The organism is Flagellimonas sp. (assembly GCF_965601775.1).
GTDB lineage: Bacteria > Bacteroidota > Bacteroidia > Flavobacteriales > Flavobacteriaceae > Flagellimonas.
Window position 1 is genome coordinate 1,882,512 of record NZ_OZ271837.1, and the last position, 17,989, is coordinate 1,900,500.

Annotated in this window: 18 protein-coding genes; 8 read left to right on the plus strand and 10 right to left on the minus strand. The window is 40.7% G+C overall.

Annotation, left to right across the window (positions count from 1 at the left end):
- Nucleotides 1–84 precede the first annotated feature (84 nt).
- Nucleotides 85–492 carry a LytR/AlgR family response regulator transcription factor gene (locus tag ACSLUF_RS08680; RefSeq protein ID WP_435625720.1) on the plus strand — a complete coding sequence of 136 codons (408 nt, stop codon included), beginning with the start codon at nt 85–87 and terminating at the stop codon, nt 490–492.
- Nucleotides 493–527: 35 nt separating this feature from the next.
- Here the strand turns inward: ACSLUF_RS08680 and argE are convergent, their stop codons facing one another.
- Nucleotides 528–1,694 carry an acetylornithine deacetylase gene (gene argE, locus ACSLUF_RS08685; protein ID WP_435625721.1) on the minus strand — a complete coding sequence of 389 codons (1,167 nt, stop codon included), beginning with the start codon at nt 1,692–1,694 and terminating at the stop codon, nt 528–530.
- 1 nt (nt 1,695) lies between these two features.
- Complete coding sequence (locus ACSLUF_RS08690) at nt 1,696–3,099, minus strand: YfcC family protein (protein WP_435625722.1); 1,404 nt, start codon at nt 3,097–3,099, stop codon at nt 1,696–1,698.
- Between the two features lie 189 nt (nt 3,100–3,288).
- On the opposite strand from ACSLUF_RS08690, the gene ACSLUF_RS08695 reads away from it, so the two are divergent.
- Nucleotides 3,289–3,735: a Dabb family protein gene (locus ACSLUF_RS08695; protein WP_435625723.1), complete on the plus strand. Its 447-nt coding sequence runs from the start codon at nt 3,289–3,291 to the stop codon at nt 3,733–3,735.
- Nucleotides 3,736–3,743: 8 nt separating this feature from the next.
- Here ACSLUF_RS08695 and ACSLUF_RS08700 read toward each other — a convergent pair whose 3' ends face one another.
- The 6 genes from ACSLUF_RS08700 to ACSLUF_RS08725 all read right to left on the minus strand — a co-directional run bounded on the left by ACSLUF_RS08700 (nt 3,744) and on the right by ACSLUF_RS08725 (nt 9,252).
- Complete coding sequence (locus ACSLUF_RS08700) at nt 3,744–4,853, minus strand: MBL fold metallo-hydrolase (RefSeq protein WP_435625724.1); 1,110 nt, start codon at nt 4,851–4,853, stop codon at nt 3,744–3,746.
- 76 nt (nt 4,854–4,929) lie between these two features.
- The gene (locus ACSLUF_RS08705; protein ID WP_435625725.1) at nt 4,930–5,682 is read right to left on the minus strand and encodes a LytR/AlgR family response regulator transcription factor; all 753 of its coding nucleotides are present in this window, start codon (nt 5,680–5,682) and stop codon (nt 4,930–4,932) included.
- Entirely contained in the window at nt 5,663–6,751 is a 1,089-nt protein-coding gene (locus ACSLUF_RS08710) for a sensor histidine kinase (RefSeq protein ID WP_435625726.1), read from the minus strand. The genes ACSLUF_RS08705 and ACSLUF_RS08710 overlap by 20 nt, the downstream gene beginning before the upstream one ends.
- A gap of 9 nt (nt 6,752–6,760) precedes the next feature.
- Nucleotides 6,761–7,561, minus strand: coding sequence for a hypothetical protein (locus ACSLUF_RS08715; protein WP_435625727.1), 801 nt, complete (start codon nt 7,559–7,561; stop codon nt 6,761–6,763).
- Entirely contained in the window at nt 7,558–7,980 is a 423-nt protein-coding gene (locus tag ACSLUF_RS08720) for an ABA4-like family protein (RefSeq protein WP_435625728.1), read from the minus strand. The genes ACSLUF_RS08715 and ACSLUF_RS08720 overlap by 4 nt, the downstream gene beginning before the upstream one ends.
- Before the next feature lie 171 nt (nt 7,981–8,151).
- Nucleotides 8,152–9,252: a hypothetical protein gene (locus ACSLUF_RS08725; protein ID WP_435625729.1), complete on the minus strand. Its 1,101-nt coding sequence runs from the start codon at nt 9,250–9,252 to the stop codon at nt 8,152–8,154.
- 127 nt (nt 9,253–9,379) lie between these two features.
- Between ACSLUF_RS08725 and ACSLUF_RS08730 the strand changes: the two genes are divergently transcribed.
- The gene (locus tag ACSLUF_RS08730) at nt 9,380–10,648 is read left to right on the plus strand and encodes a hypothetical protein (protein ID WP_435625730.1); all 1,269 of its coding nucleotides are present in this window, start codon (nt 9,380–9,382) and stop codon (nt 10,646–10,648) included.
- An 8-nt stretch (nt 10,649–10,656) separates the two neighbouring features.
- Here ACSLUF_RS08730 and ACSLUF_RS08735 read toward each other — a convergent pair whose 3' ends face one another.
- Nucleotides 10,657–11,112, minus strand: coding sequence for a cold-shock protein (locus ACSLUF_RS08735; protein WP_435625828.1), 456 nt, complete (start codon nt 11,110–11,112; stop codon nt 10,657–10,659).
- Nucleotides 11,113–11,445: 333 nt separating this feature from the next.
- On the opposite strand from ACSLUF_RS08735, the gene ACSLUF_RS08740 reads away from it, so the two are divergent.
- Nucleotides 11,446–11,568, plus strand: coding sequence for a hypothetical protein (locus ACSLUF_RS08740; protein WP_435625731.1), 123 nt, complete (start codon nt 11,446–11,448; stop codon nt 11,566–11,568).
- Between the two features lie 38 nt (nt 11,569–11,606).
- Here the strand turns inward: ACSLUF_RS08740 and ACSLUF_RS08745 are convergent, their stop codons facing one another.
- Entirely contained in the window at nt 11,607–13,733 is a 2,127-nt protein-coding gene (locus tag ACSLUF_RS08745; protein ID WP_435625732.1) for a sigma 54-interacting transcriptional regulator, read from the minus strand.
- 168 nt (nt 13,734–13,901) lie between these two features.
- Here ACSLUF_RS08745 and ACSLUF_RS08750 point away from each other — a divergent pair, with 168 nt between their 5' ends.
- From ACSLUF_RS08750 to ACSLUF_RS08765, 4 genes are read left to right on the plus strand one after another with little or no spacing between them, the layout of a single operon-like run.
- On the plus strand, nt 13,902–14,783 hold the full coding sequence (locus ACSLUF_RS08750; protein WP_435625733.1) for a pirin family protein: 882 nt from the start codon (nt 13,902–13,904) through the stop codon (nt 14,781–14,783).
- Between the two features lie 42 nt (nt 14,784–14,825).
- Nucleotides 14,826–15,575, plus strand: coding sequence for a hydrolase (locus ACSLUF_RS08755; RefSeq protein WP_435625734.1), 750 nt, complete (start codon nt 14,826–14,828; stop codon nt 15,573–15,575).
- 60 nt (nt 15,576–15,635) lie between these two features.
- Nucleotides 15,636–17,438, plus strand: a complete 1,803-nt coding sequence (locus tag ACSLUF_RS08760) for an amidohydrolase (RefSeq protein WP_435625735.1) — start codon at nt 15,636–15,638, stop codon at nt 17,436–17,438.
- Between the two features lie 16 nt (nt 17,439–17,454).
- Nucleotides 17,455–17,979, plus strand: coding sequence for a YceI family protein (locus ACSLUF_RS08765; protein ID WP_435625736.1), 525 nt, complete (start codon nt 17,455–17,457; stop codon nt 17,977–17,979).
- Nucleotides 17,980–17,989 lie beyond the last annotated feature (10 nt).

The window sequence follows — 17,989 nt, forward strand, 5'->3', positions numbered from 1 at the left end:
GGTATTCTTTTCATTTTATCCAGAATTCCTTGCATTTATGCTTAAAACCAGTAAGTTAGAATCGCCAAACAAATCTAAACGAAAATGAAACTTGACCTTGTAATCGTAGATGATTCCAACCTGTGGTTGTCCCTAACAAAAAAATTGGCCGAAAACCATCCGCTGGTCGGCAGAATAGAAACCTTTAATGATTCCATTGATGCCTGGGTATATTTACAGTTGACCCGACCCGATTTGGTAATGACTGATATAGAAATGCCCGGAATGAACGGTCTTTCCTTTTTGGAAATGTTTGGAGACAAACTTCCTATTATTTCCAGTTCTACCAAGCAAGGGTATGCCCTACATGCCAAAGAATTAGGGTGTATTGATTTTCTACAAAAACCTTTTACCAAAAAAGTTTTTAATAGAGCAATTACCGAAGCTCATCAAAAATGCTACAAAAGGAGACGGTTTAGAAAAAGACAAAAATTCAGCACCGACATTTGGTAGTGAAGTAATTTACCTGTGATAGGTCTTTTGGAATATTAGATGAAGACTGGAGAGGATAACTCATCAACCAAATTTTCCAACATTACCACTCCTTTTTCCAATTGGTCTTTAGCAATAAACTCATCTGCCCGATGCGCTTGGGCAATTGACCCCGGCCCACAAATAGCGGATTGAAAACCTTCGTCAGCAAATTGACCCGCCTCAGCAGCATAGGAAACCGTATCCCATTTTGAATTTCCTGAAATCCGTTTTATCAATTCGACAACATCATCCTCTGCTTTTGTGTCCAAATGCGGTACTGGTGGATGGTTTTCCACAGTCTTGATTGAAAAATCAGGAAATACTTTTCTAAGTTCTTCTTCCCGTTCTCGGCAATGGGCTTCAAATTCGTTTACAATACCTTGGATGTCATCCTTGGGAATTGTTCTCAAATCCCAATAAAAATGGGCTTTGTCCGCAATTACATTAGGAGCAATGCCTCCATTCACCAAGCCAATATGAATGGTGGAATGCGGTGGATGGAAACGCTCATCCAACTGCTTGTCGGCAATCAATTGGTTCATTTTGTTTTCCAACCATAAAATCAATCGCATGGATTCATGAATGGCACTGACCTCTTGTTTGATTCGACTGCTATGCCCTGCCGAACCATTCACATAGGTTTCCAAAATATAAATCCCCTTCTGTCCTATTATCGGTTCCATTAAGGAAGGTTCTCCAATTATGGCATATTTTGGTGTTTCTGAATAATGTTCGTTGATGGCCCTGGCCAATTCAGGTGCCGCTAGACAACCGATTTCTTCATCATAGGAAAAGGCAAAATAGATGGGCTTTTTCAAATCTGCTTCCACCATTTGGGGCAATGCGGCCAAACAACAGGCCAAAAATCCCTTCATATCGCAAGAACCCCTCCCATATAATTTTCCATCTCCTTTATCGGTAAGCACAAAAGGGTCCGTGGTCCACTCCTGTCCTTCCACGGGTACCACATCAGAATGTCCTGATAAGATGACACCGCCATCCACAGCTGGACCAATCCTGCAATGCAGAGATGCTTTGTTTCCTTCTTCATTGGGCACCAAATGAACTTCAATTCCAAAAGATTCGATATACTCTTTTATCCAAAGGATAATGGTCATATTGCTCTCTCCGCCCAGAACGGGAAAGGAGACCAATTTTTCAAGAATTTTTTCTACAGTCATACTAACTATAATTTGTGGCTACTGCGACTATCAAGGCCAAAAAGGCCATACCAAGTAAAGTGATAAGCACAGGAAATATGAAACGAATCCATCTATCGATGGGAACGCGGCACATGCTAAGCATGGCAATTAGACCTCCCAAAGTTGGATTGACCAAATTGGACAGCCCATCCCCTATTTGAAAAGCCAAAATGGTAATTTGTCGCGTTAATCCCAAGGATTCTCCCAAAGGGAGCATCACGGGCAAAGTGGCCAAAGCTTGACCGCTTCCAGATGGAATAAAAAAGTTAATTACGGTTTGGGAAACAGACATACAAATGGCCGAGGCATACAAGGGTAAATCCTGAAGCACTACAGAAAGCTGATAGGATATGGTATCCCCAATATTTCCCATTTCCATTAGTACTTTGATGGATGTGGCGAATCCGACCATGAAGGCTCCCGGAGCCGAAATGGCCACTGCTTTCAAAACAGTTTCGCTCATTTCAGTAGCACTCATTCGGGATACCAATCCACTTAATAAAGCGACCATCAAAAATATCGCAGAGAGTTCGTTGATGTACCAATGCAAATTGAATACACCGTACAAAATGGCGATAAGCCCTAAGACAAAAATGGAAATGACCATCCAATTTTTCCGATTCAAACTGTATTCATTTACCGGTTTTGAAAGGGCCAATTCGGATACGTTTAGTCCTTTTCCTAGGCTCTTGTTGGGGTCAAGTGTGATTTTTTTGAAATACCGCACGTTGTAATAGGCCATTACACTTAAGGCCGAAAAGCAAAGAACACTGCGAAGCAAAGCTCCAGAAAACATCGAAAGCTCAGCAATTTTATGTCCGGTTCCGACGGTATACGGATTGATGGGTGATAAACCAAATCCAATGGTCATGGCTCCTACGGAAATACCCGCAGCCAAAATCAAATCCCCGCCTAAGGCAAGGCTCAGCACTGCGGCAATCGGCACCATAGCGATATTGTTCTCATATCCCACAGAAACCCCGAGGATTCCATAGACAAAAGTCATGATAACAATAATGAGATGCTTGTTCCGTAAGCCCAACCGATTCACTAAAGTACCCACGGCATTCTCAACCGCTTTGGATTTCTCCATAAACGTAAACATGATTCCTCCGGAAATCACAATGAAAATGATTTCAACCGCTGCCTTGAAACCCAATGGTATCGCTTTGAACATGTCCAACAGGCCTACGGGGGTGGATGCTATGGTTTTATAGGAATCGGGAACCACGGTACTTCGTCCATCGACCAAAACCCTTTCGTAAGTTCCAGCCGGCAAAATGTAGGTAAGGATACTCACCAAAACAATAATGCCAAACAACATGGTAATGGCATGGGGAATATGACTAAAAAATGAAGGGGTACCGGAATTGGATGTGCTCATGAATCAGCGGAAGTACAAACTATAGCTCTATTTTTCAGTTGTAATATAAAGGGAATTTGACAATTGGTCAGCTTTATTTTAAAATAATGTTTCCATTGTTACCTAGTCAGTCCTTCTGCATCATTTAAGTAATTACTATTTCCCGCAGAGCTAAGCAAAGAATTACTACCTTTTTGAAAAATTAAAATCATGAACCTTACAACTCGTTTTTTCCGCCAGATACTGCTAACTGCTTTGATGGTAATAGCATTTTCATGCAAACCAAATGAAGAGAAAAACTTAAAATCCCAGGAAACTGTGGTGCAAGCTGAACCTAAGAAACCAGAAAAAGTATTACGACATATGGTGATTTTTAAATTCAACGAAGACTCAAGTGAAGCGGATATTGATAAGCTCAATACAGCTTTTACCAAACTTCCTGAAGCTATTCCAGAAATTGTGGATTTTGAATGGGGTCTAAATCAAAGCCCGGAGAATTTTGACCAAGACTTTACCCATTGTTATTTAGTGACTTTCAAATCAGAAAAGGACAGGGACTCAATATACGCCCCTCATCCGGCGCATATGGCATTTGTGGAAAGCATTCAACCCCATTTGGAGAAAGTTTTTGTCGTGGATTATTGGACAAATCCATAATTGTCCTTTTACTCCTCATAAGATTCCCACCAAGGATTCAAGACCATATCTTCTTTAAAGAATATCGGTTCTCCAATTTTAGGGGAGACCAACTTTACTCCTAACTCTTCGGATTTTTTGGCTACACGTTTAATAGGGTCCGTCCAAGTGTGCAAAGCCAATTTAAAAGCGCCCCAGTGAATAGGCATGATGCGTTCCGCCCGTACGTCAACCCCTGCTTGTGCCGTCTCTTCGGGAAACATGTGAATGTCAGGCCATAAACGATTGTACTGGCCACATTCTATCATGGCAAAATCAAAAGGACCATACTTTTCTCCAATCTGTTTAAAGTGTTCGGCATACCCACTATCCCCACTAAAGAAAATGTTTTCGCCATTGGATTGAATCACCCAGGAACTCCAAAGGGTCTTGGCCCTATCCGAAAATCCACGACCAGAAAAGTGTTGGGCGGGCGTGCAGACCAATTTGACATCTTCGAATTGGGTTTCTTGCCACCAATCCAACTCCACAATGCGTTCTTTGCCTATGCCCCACTCTTCCAAATGGACACCTACACCTAAAGGTGTATAAAACATCTTGACCTTATCTTTTAATTTTTGAATGGAGCCGTAATCCAGATGGTCATAGTGGTCGTGGGACAGGATGACCATATCTATTTCTGGGATTTTCTCCAGTTCAATAGGCAATTCCGAGCTAAATCGCCTATTGCCCAACAAGGGGTGTGGCGCCGGAACATCCCCAAACATGGGGTCTATCAAAATCACTTTATCCTGCAATTGCAATAAAAAAGAAGAATGCCCAAACCAATACAATGTGGATGGTGCAGTGGAGTTTGCCAATTGCAAAGAGTCCATTTTGATTACATCCAGACTCTTTTTGGGGACCGAATTGGGCTGTTGCCGAAGAAAACCTATCAAACTTTTCATCATATCCCCCAAACTCATGTCCAACTTTACCTCATTGGTGTTTACGAACTTCTCATCCTTATAATTTTTGGATTTGGCATATTCCTTTTTCTGTTCTTCGGTGGCCTTGCCGCCAAATTGGGGACTGAGATTTACAAATAAGATGGTGATGAGCGCTATCAAACCAATAAAGATTCCTATTCCTATGAGCATTCGCTTTAAATATTTTAAAATTTTGGACTTCATTGAATATGTAAAGAAATAAAGAAGGCCTAAATCTAAGGTTTCGTTATCGATTTAGCCACTCTTTAAACTCCGAAGTTTTAGGGCGGCTTACAATAAACTCTTGTCCTCTGTCTTCGACTATGGACAATTTTAACCTATGGTTAAAGTATCTGTCAATTTTTAAAATGGCAGATTTGGCCACAATTTGGCTGCGGTTGATGCGAAAGAACTGCGCATGGTTTAAGGTGGGATGCAGTTGGTCCAGGGTTTCATCTATAATCACCCGTTTATCCTGGGTCACCCCAAACGAAACGCTGTCTTCGGAATACACATACAACAAATCCGAAATACGAAGCTGTGCAAAGCCATCCCCTTCTTTTACCAATATACCTTCCCTTTGCTCCCCACCTTGCAAATCCGCTAGAAAACTTTTGAGCATTACCGGGTCCAGACCCGATGGTTTTTTAGAACTCAAGAACTTGTCCAAGGCGTGTTGCAGGTCGTTCTCCTGAATCGGTTTCAAAAGATAATCCACACTGTTTACCTTAAAGGCCCGAATGGCATATTGGTCAAATGCCGTGGTAAATATGATGGGACATGGCACTTCTACTTTTTGAAATATTTCAAAACTGAGCCCATCGGCCAGCTGAATGTCCATAAACACCAGTTCGGGTGCAGGATTTGCTTTGAACCAACTGACGCTGTCCTCAATGGTGTCCAAAATATCCAATACCTCATGCTCAAACTCAAGCAGTTTCAAGAGGTTTTGCAACTGGTTTGCTGCCCTTGGCTCGTCTTCAATAATCAGGATTTGCATAGGCATGTTTTTGGTCCGTAGCAGTCAACAATGGCAGTTTTACAGTAAACGCACCATTGTCTTGATTGATTTCAACTTCTTTATTGGCAATAAGGCGATAGCGACTTTCAATATTCTTCAAACCCAGTTTGGTTGTAGGCAATTGTGTGGATTTGGGCCGTATTTTGTTACTTACCATCAATTGCCCGTTTTGGACTTCTACTGTAATTAACAACTGTTTTGTCTTGGAAACCACATTATGCTTTACCGCATTTTCAAGCAAGAGCTGCAGACTCATGGGTATGATCAATTGACTTTTCGAAGATTCAGGAACTTGCCAATCCAATTGGAGATTGTCCCCAAAGCGTTCTTTCTGAATGTGAATATAGGCTTCAGCAAATTTCAATTCCTCGCTGAGCTCAATAAGATTGGCATTCCCGGCTTCCAAAATAAAACGAAACACTTCCGACAATCGGTTTACAAATTCCTTGGCCTCTTCCCTGGTATTTTGGTCGATAATGTCGCGCAACGTATTCAACGTGTTGAAAAGGAAATGCGGTTGTGCCTGGTTTCTTAAGGTATCCAATTGTGATTGGACTATGGCCCGTTTGGCTTGTTCTTCTTCCCGAATAGAATTCTTTAAAAGCACATAATAATATACCGCCTCGTAAATGGCCATGGTCATGGTACTAATTAATATTATGGGCAGAATAATCCGGGAACGTAAGGGGTGGTTGTAACTTTCATTAAAAATAAAGCCCAAAATCATATTTCCTGTAAAATCAACTGCCATAACGGTTACCACAATGGTTAAGAAAAAAAGAGGAATTCGAATCTTGTTGTCTTTTAAACTGGGGTACTTTTTACGCAATACAATTAAAATGGACCGAATAATCAACCAATTAAATGTTGCAAACATCAAAGAAACGCTCCAATTGATAGTAGCTTCAATAAAAGGAAGACGAGCGAACGAGTTTCTGGAAAACATAAAGTCTGTGACAAAACTCAAAAGGATAATCCCAACCGCTACAAACCACGCGTCATTGAATCCTAGGTATTTTATTCGCCTTGCCTTATTGAAAACCTTCATGCGCCTTAATTATACCCTCACCAAAGGCATTCCCTGTTTTGCTTGATAGAAGGTAAAAGCTATCCATGAAGCATATAACAGCCCAAAAAGAATGACCAAAATACTTTTGGCAACACTGGAGGCTTTCAACCTATTGGTAAGGACTACTGCGAATAAAGGAATTATTTGAATGCCGTGCAATCCAAAAAAATGTGCGATTCGCAAGTCGCCGGCAATGGTACTCCAATTCAACAGGGGCAAACCTTCACCTCCATCGGGAACTCCTACATTATGTGCCATTTGCCCTATCATCTGCCCACCTACCCAACTTCCAAAGAAAACTACAAGCCAACCCAAGAGAATGGCCCATTGAACGTGTCTTGGCGTATTTAGCCTAAGACGTATAGTTTCTATAATAAAGAATACCATAACGAAAACTATAATACTGATAAGAATCCCCATAAGCCCAAAAAGAATCCCATCAAAGAGACTAGATTGATTGTAATGGGATTGTACGCCCCTGGCCGCCTGAAAAACAATAATGCATATTTCGGCAGCCAAAGTCCACGAAACGATATTGTTGACGATGTTTTTCTTCCTTCTGGAGAATGGATAAAGTGTTATCAAAAAACCTGAAGTCAAGACATACAATCCACCTGAAATTGTAAACTTTAAGGGTTTCACCCAAACATTGATGCCCATTAACATTCGGTCATCAAAAATCCAACCTAAGACACTAGCAAGGGCGAGTATAAAATGGAAAACGACCACACCATATAATATGGGACTTTCTTTTCTTACAGTTTGAAGTATGTTGTTTATTTCTTTCATGACTTACGTAGTTTGATGGTTCTTAAAAACATGAAAAGCAAGAAGCCTACAGGACCCAACATAAAGGTTGCAAAGAGACAGGGTGCCATGAGAAGTTGATGGATGCCCAAGTTTCTATTTTGATTGACCATCCACATACCTATGAGCAAATCAAAAGCTAAGTAGTGTACCCATCCCGCCATTACGGCATCTTCCAAAGTGAAAAGGGACATTACAGAAGACAGGCTCCCAAAGTCCAAACCAGCACCCGACTGAATGTGTAAAACGATATAAAAGGCATAAAATAGAGAGAGTAAAAGGGGGATAACCTTATAGTCAATCAAAAAGCGAGTGACCTTCCATTTGGGGAGGATAATCAGTAAAAGCCACATGGGCATCACCATCATATTGGCTATCGAGAAAATTTCTGCATTTGTCATTGATGTTTGGTTTTATGGTTAAACACGTACCAAAAATCAATGTTCGTTCAAGGAAAAAGAAGTGAAGTCTATTGAATCGTCGTTATTAGATATTGAATTGTCATCAAAAAAAGGACAGCTCCATCCGAATGCATCAGATAGAACTGTCCAGCTGCTATTGATTCAATGTAATCACTGAATTTTTAAACCCTCTGAATTTGGGAATCTGCCTGTGACCAACCAGCCTCCAAAATTCTCGGAAACAGCCAAAAGCAAAGTATTGTTTCCCTTCTTTAGATTGAGATAAACTGCATCAAACAGGCCTATGGTTCCCAAATAACGGTAGTCTCGACTTCTGAATCCGTTATTTCCCCTATAGATTGGTTTTCCATTGAGTATGACCACTACCCTATCGCTATACCCAAATTCGAAGAGTCTGGTCGCATCATTTCTGGAATTGATATTAATTTTGGCAAAAACGGTATTACCGGGAATATCTCCACGTAACTCAACCTCACGTGAAATGTTGGCGGCTACCCCTTCTTCGAGCACTATGCGTTTGCCCCATTTTCTTGCATCAATGACTTTTTGCAGGTCAGTTGGATTGTCCAATAGTTTTTCCTCGAATTTGTCCGAAACCTCCCATTGCTGAATGGCTCCCTTAATAGGTTCACGGGTACCCGGATTGAAATCTTTTATTTCACCCGCTCCATTTTTTATGGAGAAGTTTGCCAAATGCACACCGGAATTTAACCCTCCGGTAAAAGCTAATCCACCTGCTTTACCTTCATGGAACAAGTTCCAGGACAGGTTAGGTTTTTCACTATTATCCAAATAGACCTGCGCTTTGTCATCCTGCACTACTATTTTAATGTGCATCCACCGGTCTACCGGATATTTGTAGGGAAAAGAATATTTAGGTCCAAAATAAAATTGCCATGGGGTTATGCCATTGAATAGGGCCACCGCTTGGTTCGCGTCGGGATTACCAGACTGATGAGGTCGGATATAAAATTGTTCGGCGTTGGTCCCATCCACTCGGAAATACACTCCGGGAAAACCACGGTCGCCTGTCATGTAGATGTCATACTCGATAGTTCCATTTAAAAACTCGGCATTTTTAAGCGACATGGAACCCCCCAATAAATAGATGGCATCTTTCCCTTTGTAGGGTTCAAAGACGTGGGCCCGGGCATTAATGTCCCAATGAAGGGTATCCAGTGGAGTGGATTCTTGTGAAATGGCCAATGATGAAAGCAAAAAGGCCATAGCATATAGAAAAACTGTTCTCATGTTTTTTGATTTTGATAGTGCTAAGTACGTTTTTAGTCCAGGAATGAAGCGAAACAAGTTCGTTCAAGTTGGTTCATTCACATTCATGCATTGGTTTTTTTGCAATCTTTGCGGTAACGTCTAAGCCATGAATAAAGAGGAATTTTACATACAGCATTGTATCCAACATATCGAGGGGAAATTGGGTTGGGGACCTTCCTATGCATGGCATAATGATATGTTCGTTGAGTTAAGTGAGCGGATTCAACAAGAGACCAAAATCTTGCTAAGTCCAGTTACCTTGAAGCGGGTCTGGGGAAAGATTGCGTACAAAAGTGCTCCTAGCATAACCACTTTGAACACTTTGGCCCAGTTTGCGGGATTTGAAAACTGGCGTGATTTGAAAGGCAGTATTCCCAAAAAAAGAAGTTTCCGGACACGGAAAAAAATCGAATCGAATTTGGGGGTGATTGTGTTAAGTGCTTCTATAATGACGTTGGTTTTTATCTCGCTCTACTCCTTACGAAGTGTCCCTATCCAAAATGAGCCAATCGACCCATCTCGGATACTATTTCAGAGTAAGCCCATTACACAAGGGCTGCCCAATACGGTTGTCTTTGATGTGGATTTCGATGGGATAGAATCAGATAGCATCCATATTCAGCAATATTGGGACCCTACAAAAACCATTTCCTTGACCAAAGGCCAAAAACAAGCCACCGGTCAATACTATTTTCCTGGATATTTCAGGGCCAAGCTCTTGGTGGAAGGAGAAATTATAAAAGAACATGACCTATTTATTAAAACCGATGGTTGGTTAGGCACTATTGATTATGGGCCTATCCCCAAGTATTATGAGTCCCTCAAAGTTTTTGGTAAAAAGCTTGCGTTCCCAGAAGGAGCCATTAATGAGATTACTTCGAGTGAAAAACCATTGACTTCAACCTATCATATGGTGAAAGCATTTGATTCCATTTCAGGAGATAACTTTGAGCTACGGTCCATTCTTAAAAACACCTATAATGATGTTTGGGCCGTATGTCAGAAAACCTCCATCATTGTATTGGGCACCAAAGGAGCTATGGTGGTCACATTGGGAATTCCAGGTTGCGCTTCGGAATTATGGGTTATGATGAACGACAATTTTTTACATGGAAAAGAGCACGACCTATCTGGTTTGGGATTGGACCTTTCCGAGGAAAAGGAAATAAAGTTAACCGTAGTAAAAAAAGAACTAAAAGTAACTACAGGAGACGAAATCTTGTTTCAGGGAGATTATTCAGAAAGTCTGGGTAGGATTGCCGGAGTGCGCTATCGTTTTTTTGGGGCTGGTGAAGTCCATCAAAGTATGCTTTCGGATTTAGAAGGAAAGACTATTGTTGATTTTATTCAATCGGAAAATACCAACGGGCTATAAGTCACAGTTTACTCTTGCAGTTTCACCTGGACAGCGTTCATACCCTTCAGTCCTTTTTCCAATAGAAAAGTGACCTTGTCATTTTCGGCGATTTGGTCAATCAACCCAGAGACGTGCACAAAGTGCTTTTCATCGGTATCAGAATCCATTATAAAACCAAACCCTTTGGAGGTATCAAAAAAAGCGACCTTACCTTTTCTTGTTGGGTCTTGGTCTTCTTCGCTCTCCTCCTTTCTTGGAATCCCCAATTCTATGGTTGAAGCATCAATTTCTTCTTTTTCGGTTTCTTCTGGTGGCGTATCCGTAAGATTCCCGTATTGGTCCACGTAGGCAAAAGGAATTCCACCTCCGCTTTCCTTACTTTGGGCTTTTCGAGCTTCGCGTTTTTTCTGTTTTTCTTCCCGCTTCTTTTGTTTCTGTTTTTCTTTTTCGCTCTTGTTGTACGTTTGCTGTGATTTGGCCATAGGATTCTTTAATACCCTTAAATTAGAATTAATTCGTACAATACGTATACATTTTTCCAAAAAAATATATTTTTTAAAAAATCGAAGTAACTACAGAGCAAATCTGGTTTTCAATACCACGCAGTTCATTTCACCCAATAGCTTTAAATCTTTGAGAAATGTTCTTTCTAAAACATAACTGGATTAAGTTGTTTTCTATTCCTTCAACACAATACTTAAAGCAGGGTTAATCTTTTCTTAAGGATGTAATATTCAACCTGTTAATACGACTATAGAGGTGTGAAAAAGGGAATGTTTGAACATTCATTTTGATAACTATGAAAGGAGCTAATTATGAAAACTTCAAAGAAAAACAAGGCCGAAGGAAAAAATATTTTGAACAGGATTTTGGACCGTCATGCCACCTGGAAAAATTCCAGAAGGCATACGGGATTAAAACTCATACGTTTTTCCTAATAGATAAAAAAAGAGGGCTTTTTGCCCTCTTTCTGTTTTTATCGCTTAAGTCTTACCTCCTTCTCAATACCCAAACGCTTCATTTTCGCAAATAAAGTTTTGTCCTTCATTTCAAGAATTGCGGCGGCACCATTAGGACCACTCACCCGCCAATTGGTTTTGTCCAAAACTTTAATGATATAGTCCCGTTGCATAGCCTCAAAGGATTTAAAATCTTCCTTTAATTCTGATACGCCATTCGTTGAAGGAATCCACTTCCCTGGGTTTAGTGTAGTGCCATTCTCTAGAATTACCGCACGCTCTATTAGATTTTCAAGTTCTCTGATATTTCCAGGAAAATTATAATTCATTAACAACGCGATAGTTTTCTTACCAAGTCTTTTAAAAGGTTTTCCGGCTTTTGCAGCATACTTTTCCAAAAAGTACTGCGCCAATAAGGGGATGTCATCTTTCCGCTCCCGAAGTGTAATATTGTGAATGGGGAAAACATTTAAACGATAGTATAAATCTTCTCTAAACTTACCTTCCTTGACCATTTTTTCAAGGTCTCGATTGGTGGCAGCAACAATTCGAACATCCGCTTTTATTGTTTTTGTTCCTCCAAGCCGGTCAAACTCACCTTCTTGTAGTACGCGAAGGAGCTTGGGTTGCAAATCCAAGGGTAACTCCCCTATTTCATCCAAAAAAATAGTACCTCCGTCAGCTAAGCTAAACTTGCCCACCTTATCCTCTGTTGCTCCCGTAAACGCTCCTTTTTTATGTCCAAAAAGCTCACTTTCAATCAATTCCGAAGGCAGCGTCGCTGCATTGACTTTAATCAAGGGCTTTTCTTTGCGTTGACTATTATCGTGAACAGCCCGAGCCAATAATTCTTTTCCTGTTCCGGATTCCCCGGTAATTAAAACCGTGGTGTCTGTGGGAGCCACTTGGTTGACCTTTTCAAGGACAACCTTATAATCTTCACTTCGGCAAATAATATTTTCAAAATTGAATTCTTGTTTGATTTCCTCCTTGAGGTATTCGTTTTCAATTTCCAATTGGTCCTTGAGTGACTTTATTTCTTCCAAAGCTTCAAAAAGCGCTTTGTCGCGTTTGTTCTTTTGGGTCACATCCCGAATAATGGCACAATTCAAATTTTCCCCTTGGTACGTCAGGTGATTTGCGATAATATTGGCTGGGAACTTGGTGTGGTCTTTTCGCGTAATCAGCCAATCCAAATGCAAAACCTTTTTCTCTATAAGTTCCATAAAGTGCTCCCTCCACCATTCAGGAGTAATATTTTCATCCAAGTCATAGATATGGAAATCATTGAGTTCGCTTTTTGTGAATCCCAAATTTTTTGAAACCGCTTCATTGTAGTGTATCAATTTACCATGGATGTCCCAGATATATATTAAATCTGGGGCGTTGTCTATGATTTCCTTGTACAGCTTTAAGCCCAACTCGTGTTCCTTTTGGGCTGTGACATCTTGATAGGTCCCAATGATTTTTACGATTTTATCTTTTTGCACAATGGGTTCTGTGACACATCGAATGTATTTTGAGTGTTCATCATCTCCCTTAAAAGTCAATACCACATCGTAAGAGGCACCATTTCGAATGGCTTTGCTCAACAAAGTTTTCAACTCTTCGGATTCCTGAAATAAGTGAATTACTTTCCCAGGTAATAAATCGTCTTTCGTATCAGTTTCGAAAATTTCAAGAGCCTGCTCTGTAACCACCAAGGAACCATCCTGTAAGTTCAATTTCCAACCTCCCACATTCGCCATACGCTCGGCATGGTTCAACAGGTTTTTATAAAAACTGGATTCAGAAATATCATTGACAATAGCAGCAATAATATTTTTTCCATTATTTGAGAAAAAATGTGAAGAAACCTCGACATCGTAAAACTTTCCTTTTTTTGTTTGATGTACGGACTTAAAGCTGTATACCTTCTCATTGCTAACTTTTTCCCAATGTGTGGCCCAACTTTCCTCTGTGGCTGATGGGTTTATATCGAATATGGTCAACTTTTTAACCTCTTTGGGGGAATATCCCAAACGCTTTAAGAACTGGCCATTGGCATAGATAATCTTTCCTGATTCATCCATCCACATGATTTTATAGGGCATATGTTCAAAAAACTGCTCTCTAAAAAGTTGAAAAGGAATTTCTAAGTCCATTTGGGTATGTTTTTCCATGTTAAAATAAAGACAAAATTTCTCATATAACAGAAAATACTATAGATAGAGAAAAAAATTAATTGTCTGAAACTGATTAACTATTTGATATACAATATTTTATGTGTTTGGCACATCATTGGACTATACCATGTCAACAAAAACTTAATCATGAAACGAAAAGAGTTTTTACAAAATGTGTCTTGGGGAGGAGTATTGGCTGCACTAGGAGTAGGCAACTATCTCAAAGCAGCTTCCAGTTCTCCTACGAACACAAAAACAAATGTCAAACAATTAGGATTTAATCACATAGAAACGATGGAAACAAAAACAGCAACAACAGTATTACATAAAGCGGATACTAGAGGAAAAGCAAATCACGGATGGTTAAACTCACATCACTCCTTCAGCTTCGCCAATTATTACAATCCCGAGCGAATGAATTTTGGGGTATTACGGGTGTTGAACGACGATGTGGTTTCAGCGGGAATGGGATTTGGCACTCATCCACACAACAATATGGAAATCATTTCCATACCCCTAAAAGGAGATTTGGAGCACAAAGATAGCATGGGGACTGCGGCCGTGATAAAGCAGGGAGATATTCAGGTCATGAGTGCAGGTACGGGCATCCTGCATAGCGAGTATAATGCCAATAAGGATAGAGAGGTAAAATTCTTGCAAATATGGGTGATGCCCAATGAAAATGGAGTAGCGCCTCGCTATGACCAAATCACATTGGACTTAGAGGACAGAAAAAACAAATTACAGCAGGTGCTTTCACCAAATGCTGAGGACGCAGGAGTTTGGATTCACCAAAATGCCTGGTTCAACATGACTTCTTTGGAAGAAGGAAAGTCATTGAGCTATGCATTGAATGATGTTGCGAATAATGGAGTTTACGCTTTTGTTATTGAAGGTAATGTAACCATAAACGGCCAGCGGTTGGAAAAAAGGGACGGCTTTGGACTTTGGGATATTGAAAATCTGGAAATATCTGCCGACAGCGATACCGAACTACTATTGATGGAGGTACCTATGAATATTGAATAATCAAAACAAGAAAATTTAAAAACAACACAAATAACAAGTACAATGAGAACCTTAAAATTATCTACACTAGCACTATTGATTACAACAATGAGTTTTGCACAATGGACCCAATATGCACCGAATCCCGTTAATGATCCTGCCAACGCTGCGGAACAAGTATTGCATCCAGGAAACCATGCTTTGCTTCTTATAGATCATGAGGGTCAAATGGCCTTCGCGGTAGAGTCACAACCCATTGAAGAATTGCGAAATAATGCTGGCTTGATTGCAGGGGCTTCCAAACTATTTGAGGTGCCAACCATTATAACAACAGTTGCTGAAAAACAATTTTCAGGACCCGTGTTCCCAGAAATCAGGGAATATTACCCCGATGAGTCAACCTATATTGACAGAACGACCATGAACTCTTGGGAGGATAAGAATTTTGTGAAAGCTGTTGAAGCCACAGGAAAGAAAAAATTGGTAATGGCGGGTCTTTGGACAGAAGTATGTATCAATCTAGCTGCCCTATCCGCTCTTGAAGATGGGTATGAAGTATATGTAATCTCAGATGCCTCGGGTGCAGTATCACAAGAAGCTCATGATATGGCAATGACTAGAATGATACAGGCTGGTGTAATCCCAATGACATCCATGCAATATATGTTGGAAGTATATAGAGATTGGGCACGTTCCGATCAATATATAGAGGTGAACGAGCTTGCCAAAAGATATGGTGGCGCTTATGGTTTGGGTATAGATTACATCAAGACCATGCAGAAGTGGGCTAAAGAAGAAGACGAAAAGAAGTAAAAAAAGCCCTTCCTAAAGTTGAAAGACCCTCGTAATCCGAGGGTCTAAAATCCAATCGAGATGAAAAAATTTGTATCACTATTGGTAATGGCAGTGTTGCTGATGGCTTGTAATGAGCCAACAAAAAAAGCTTCTGAAACTGCGGACATGGTTGTCACCAATGCAAAGGTTGCGGTGATGGACCCCGATAGGACAATTACTGAGGCCATCGCCATTAAGGATGGAAAAGTTATTGCTACCGGAACAACGGAAGAAATAAAAGCTTTGGCAGGTGATAGCACGAAAGTCATAGATGCCAAGGGCAGAACATTGATTCCTGGTTTGAACGATTCGCATTTACACTTGACCCGAGGAGGACGATTTTTTAACGCTGAGGTCCGATGGGATGGCGTGAAAACTCTGAAACGGGCGTTGGAAATGCTAAAAGAACAAGCAGCTAGAACTCCAGAAGGACAATGGGTTCGTGTAATTGGTGGCTGGAGTCCATTTCAATTTGAAGAAAAGCGACTGTTCACCATGGAAGAATTGAATGAAGCTACTGGCGATGTGCCCACCTATGTCCTGTTCCTCTATAGTCAAGGGTATCTAAACCAAGCTGGATTGGACGCGTTAGGAATTGATGAAAATACCAAAGCCCCTACGGATTCTGAATTTCAGAAAGGCCCCGATGGAAAGTTGACAGGCGTTTTAATTGCGGACCCAAATCCTACCATCCTATACGCTCGTATAGGAAGCTTACCCCCTTTAACTCAACTAGAAATGGAAAATGGCACAAGACAGTTCTACAGAGAACTGAACACTTTTGGAATTACCAGTGGGATTGATGCGGGTGGTGGCGGACATAAATTTCCCAGAGATTATGTCGGCACCAAAAAACTAGCAGATTCTGGAAAAATGCCTATCAGACTATCATATTACCTGTTTCCCCAGAATAAAGGGGCAGAATATGCCGAGTTCAAAGCGTGGATGCTTAATAATAAAATAGGTCACAATGGTGAAATACATTTAAAACACGGTTATGAATTGGAAGGGGGCGGAGAATTTTTGGCATGGAGCGCTGGTGACTTTGAGAATTTCCTTGCACCACAACCCTTGTTGGATAGAGATCGCCCAACTTGGAGAGAGGATTTAAAGCAGATTGTTCGTCTGCATGTGGATAATGGTTGGCCATTTAGGGTTCACGCCACCTATGGCGAGACCATTTCTTTAATGTTAGATGTATTTGAGGAGGTAAATAAAGAAACCAACGGCAAGTTGGCATCAAAACGATGGTTGTTTGATCATGCGGAAACCGTACAAGTAAAGGACTTGGAGCGCATCAAAGCCTTGAATGGCGGGGTTGCCATACAGGCGCGTATGGCCTATGCAGGTGAATATTTTGTAGAGCGTTATGGTGTCGAGAAAGCCAAAGAAGCGCCACCAATTAAGAAAATGATGGAAATGGGAATTCCCGTTGGTGCTGGTACCGATGGAACACGTGTAGCTAGTTACAATCCTTGGCCCGCTTTGTATTGGCTGATAACTGGGAAAACTGTGGGTGATTTTCAACTTGCATCCGAGGAAAATCAATTGACACGAGAGGAAGCCTTGCATTTGTATACCAAAGGCAGTGCATGGGTCTCGAACGAGGAAACCGTTAAAGGTACTTTAGAGGATGGCATGTTCGCTGATTTCGCTATTCTTTCCGACGATTATTTCACTATACCTGAGAAGCAAATCAATGATTTGACTTCTGTATTAACAGTAGTTGATGGGGATGTTGTCTATGGAGCAGAAGAATTTGTCGATATGAGTCCGGAATTGCCAGAGGTTATTCCAGACTGGTCACCAGTAAAGTATTTCGGAGGATATCAATGGAATTAATCAATAAAAAACAAATATGGAAACAGCAGTAAAAACAAAATGGAATTTAGATACCACCCATTCAGAAATTGGATTTAAGGTAAAACACATGATGATTTCTACAGTGACGGGTCACTTTGAGGATTTCGAAGCTACCGTCATTACGGATTCAGAGGACTTCATCAATGCTGATTTTGAATTCCAAACTTTCGTAGGAAGCATCAATACCAAAAATAGAGATCGTGATAACCATTTAAGGTCAAATGACTTTTTCAATGCGGAAGCACATCCTGAAATGAAATTCAGGTCTACGTCATTCGATGGTGAAAAGCTTACAGGGGATTTGACCATTCGGGATATTACCAAAAGTATTGAGTTGGATGTCGATTTTAATGGTATTGTGGTTGACCCCTATAGTCAAACGAAAGCGGGTTTTGAAATTACAGGAACTATCAACCGAAAGGACTTTGGCCTTGCTTGGAGTGCAGTGACCGAGGCTGGTAGGGTAGTTGTTGCAGAACAAGTGAAATTGGTCATTGACCTACAGTTTGTTCAAGAATAGATTAACAGCT

Excerpts from the sequence above, each read along its gene's own strand:
- ACSLUF_RS08700 (WP_435625724.1), bottom strand. The coding sequence starts at position 4,853 with ATGCTCATAGGAATAGGAATCTTTATTGGTTTGATAGCGCTCATCACC.
- ACSLUF_RS08765 (WP_435625736.1), top strand. The coding sequence starts at position 17,455 with ATGGAAACAGCAGTAAAAACAAAATGGAATTTAGATACCACCCATTCA.
- ACSLUF_RS08710 (WP_435625726.1), bottom strand. The coding sequence starts at position 6,751 with ATGAAGGTTTTCAATAAGGCAAGGCGAATAAAATACCTAGGATTCAAT.
- ACSLUF_RS08705 (WP_435625725.1), bottom strand. The coding sequence starts at position 5,682 with ATGCAAATCCTGATTATTGAAGACGAGCCAAGGGCAGCAAACCAGTTG.
- ACSLUF_RS08730 (WP_435625730.1), top strand. The coding sequence starts at position 9,380 with ATGAATAAAGAGGAATTTTACATACAGCATTGTATCCAACATATCGAG.
- ACSLUF_RS08725 (WP_435625729.1), bottom strand. The coding sequence starts at position 9,252 with ATGAGAACAGTTTTTCTATATGCTATGGCCTTTTTGCTTTCATCATTG.
- ACSLUF_RS08690 (WP_435625722.1), bottom strand. The coding sequence starts at position 3,099 with ATGAGCACATCCAATTCCGGTACCCCTTCATTTTTTAGTCATATTCCC.
- ACSLUF_RS08755 (WP_435625734.1), top strand. The coding sequence starts at position 14,826 with ATGAGAACCTTAAAATTATCTACACTAGCACTATTGATTACAACAATG.
- ACSLUF_RS08720 (WP_435625728.1), bottom strand. The coding sequence starts at position 7,980 with ATGACAAATGCAGAAATTTTCTCGATAGCCAATATGATGGTGATGCCC.
- ACSLUF_RS08750 (WP_435625733.1), top strand. The coding sequence starts at position 13,902 with ATGAAACGAAAAGAGTTTTTACAAAATGTGTCTTGGGGAGGAGTATTG.
- ACSLUF_RS08760 (WP_435625735.1), top strand. The coding sequence starts at position 15,636 with ATGAAAAAATTTGTATCACTATTGGTAATGGCAGTGTTGCTGATGGCT.
- argE (WP_435625721.1), bottom strand. The coding sequence starts at position 1,694 with ATGACTGTAGAAAAAATTCTTGAAAAATTGGTCTCCTTTCCCGTTCTG.
- ACSLUF_RS08680 (WP_435625720.1), top strand. The coding sequence starts at position 85 with ATGAAACTTGACCTTGTAATCGTAGATGATTCCAACCTGTGGTTGTCC.
- ACSLUF_RS08740 (WP_435625731.1), top strand. The coding sequence starts at position 11,446 with ATGAAAACTTCAAAGAAAAACAAGGCCGAAGGAAAAAATATTTTGAAC.
- ACSLUF_RS08745 (WP_435625732.1), bottom strand. The coding sequence starts at position 13,733 with ATGGACTTAGAAATTCCTTTTCAACTTTTTAGAGAGCAGTTTTTTGAA.
- ACSLUF_RS08715 (WP_435625727.1), bottom strand. The coding sequence starts at position 7,561 with ATGAAAGAAATAAACAACATACTTCAAACTGTAAGAAAAGAAAGTCCC.
- ACSLUF_RS08695 (WP_435625723.1), top strand. The coding sequence starts at position 3,289 with ATGAACCTTACAACTCGTTTTTTCCGCCAGATACTGCTAACTGCTTTG.
- ACSLUF_RS08735 (WP_435625828.1), bottom strand. The coding sequence starts at position 11,112 with ATGGCCAAATCACAGCAAACGTACAACAAGAGCGAAAAAGAAAAACAG.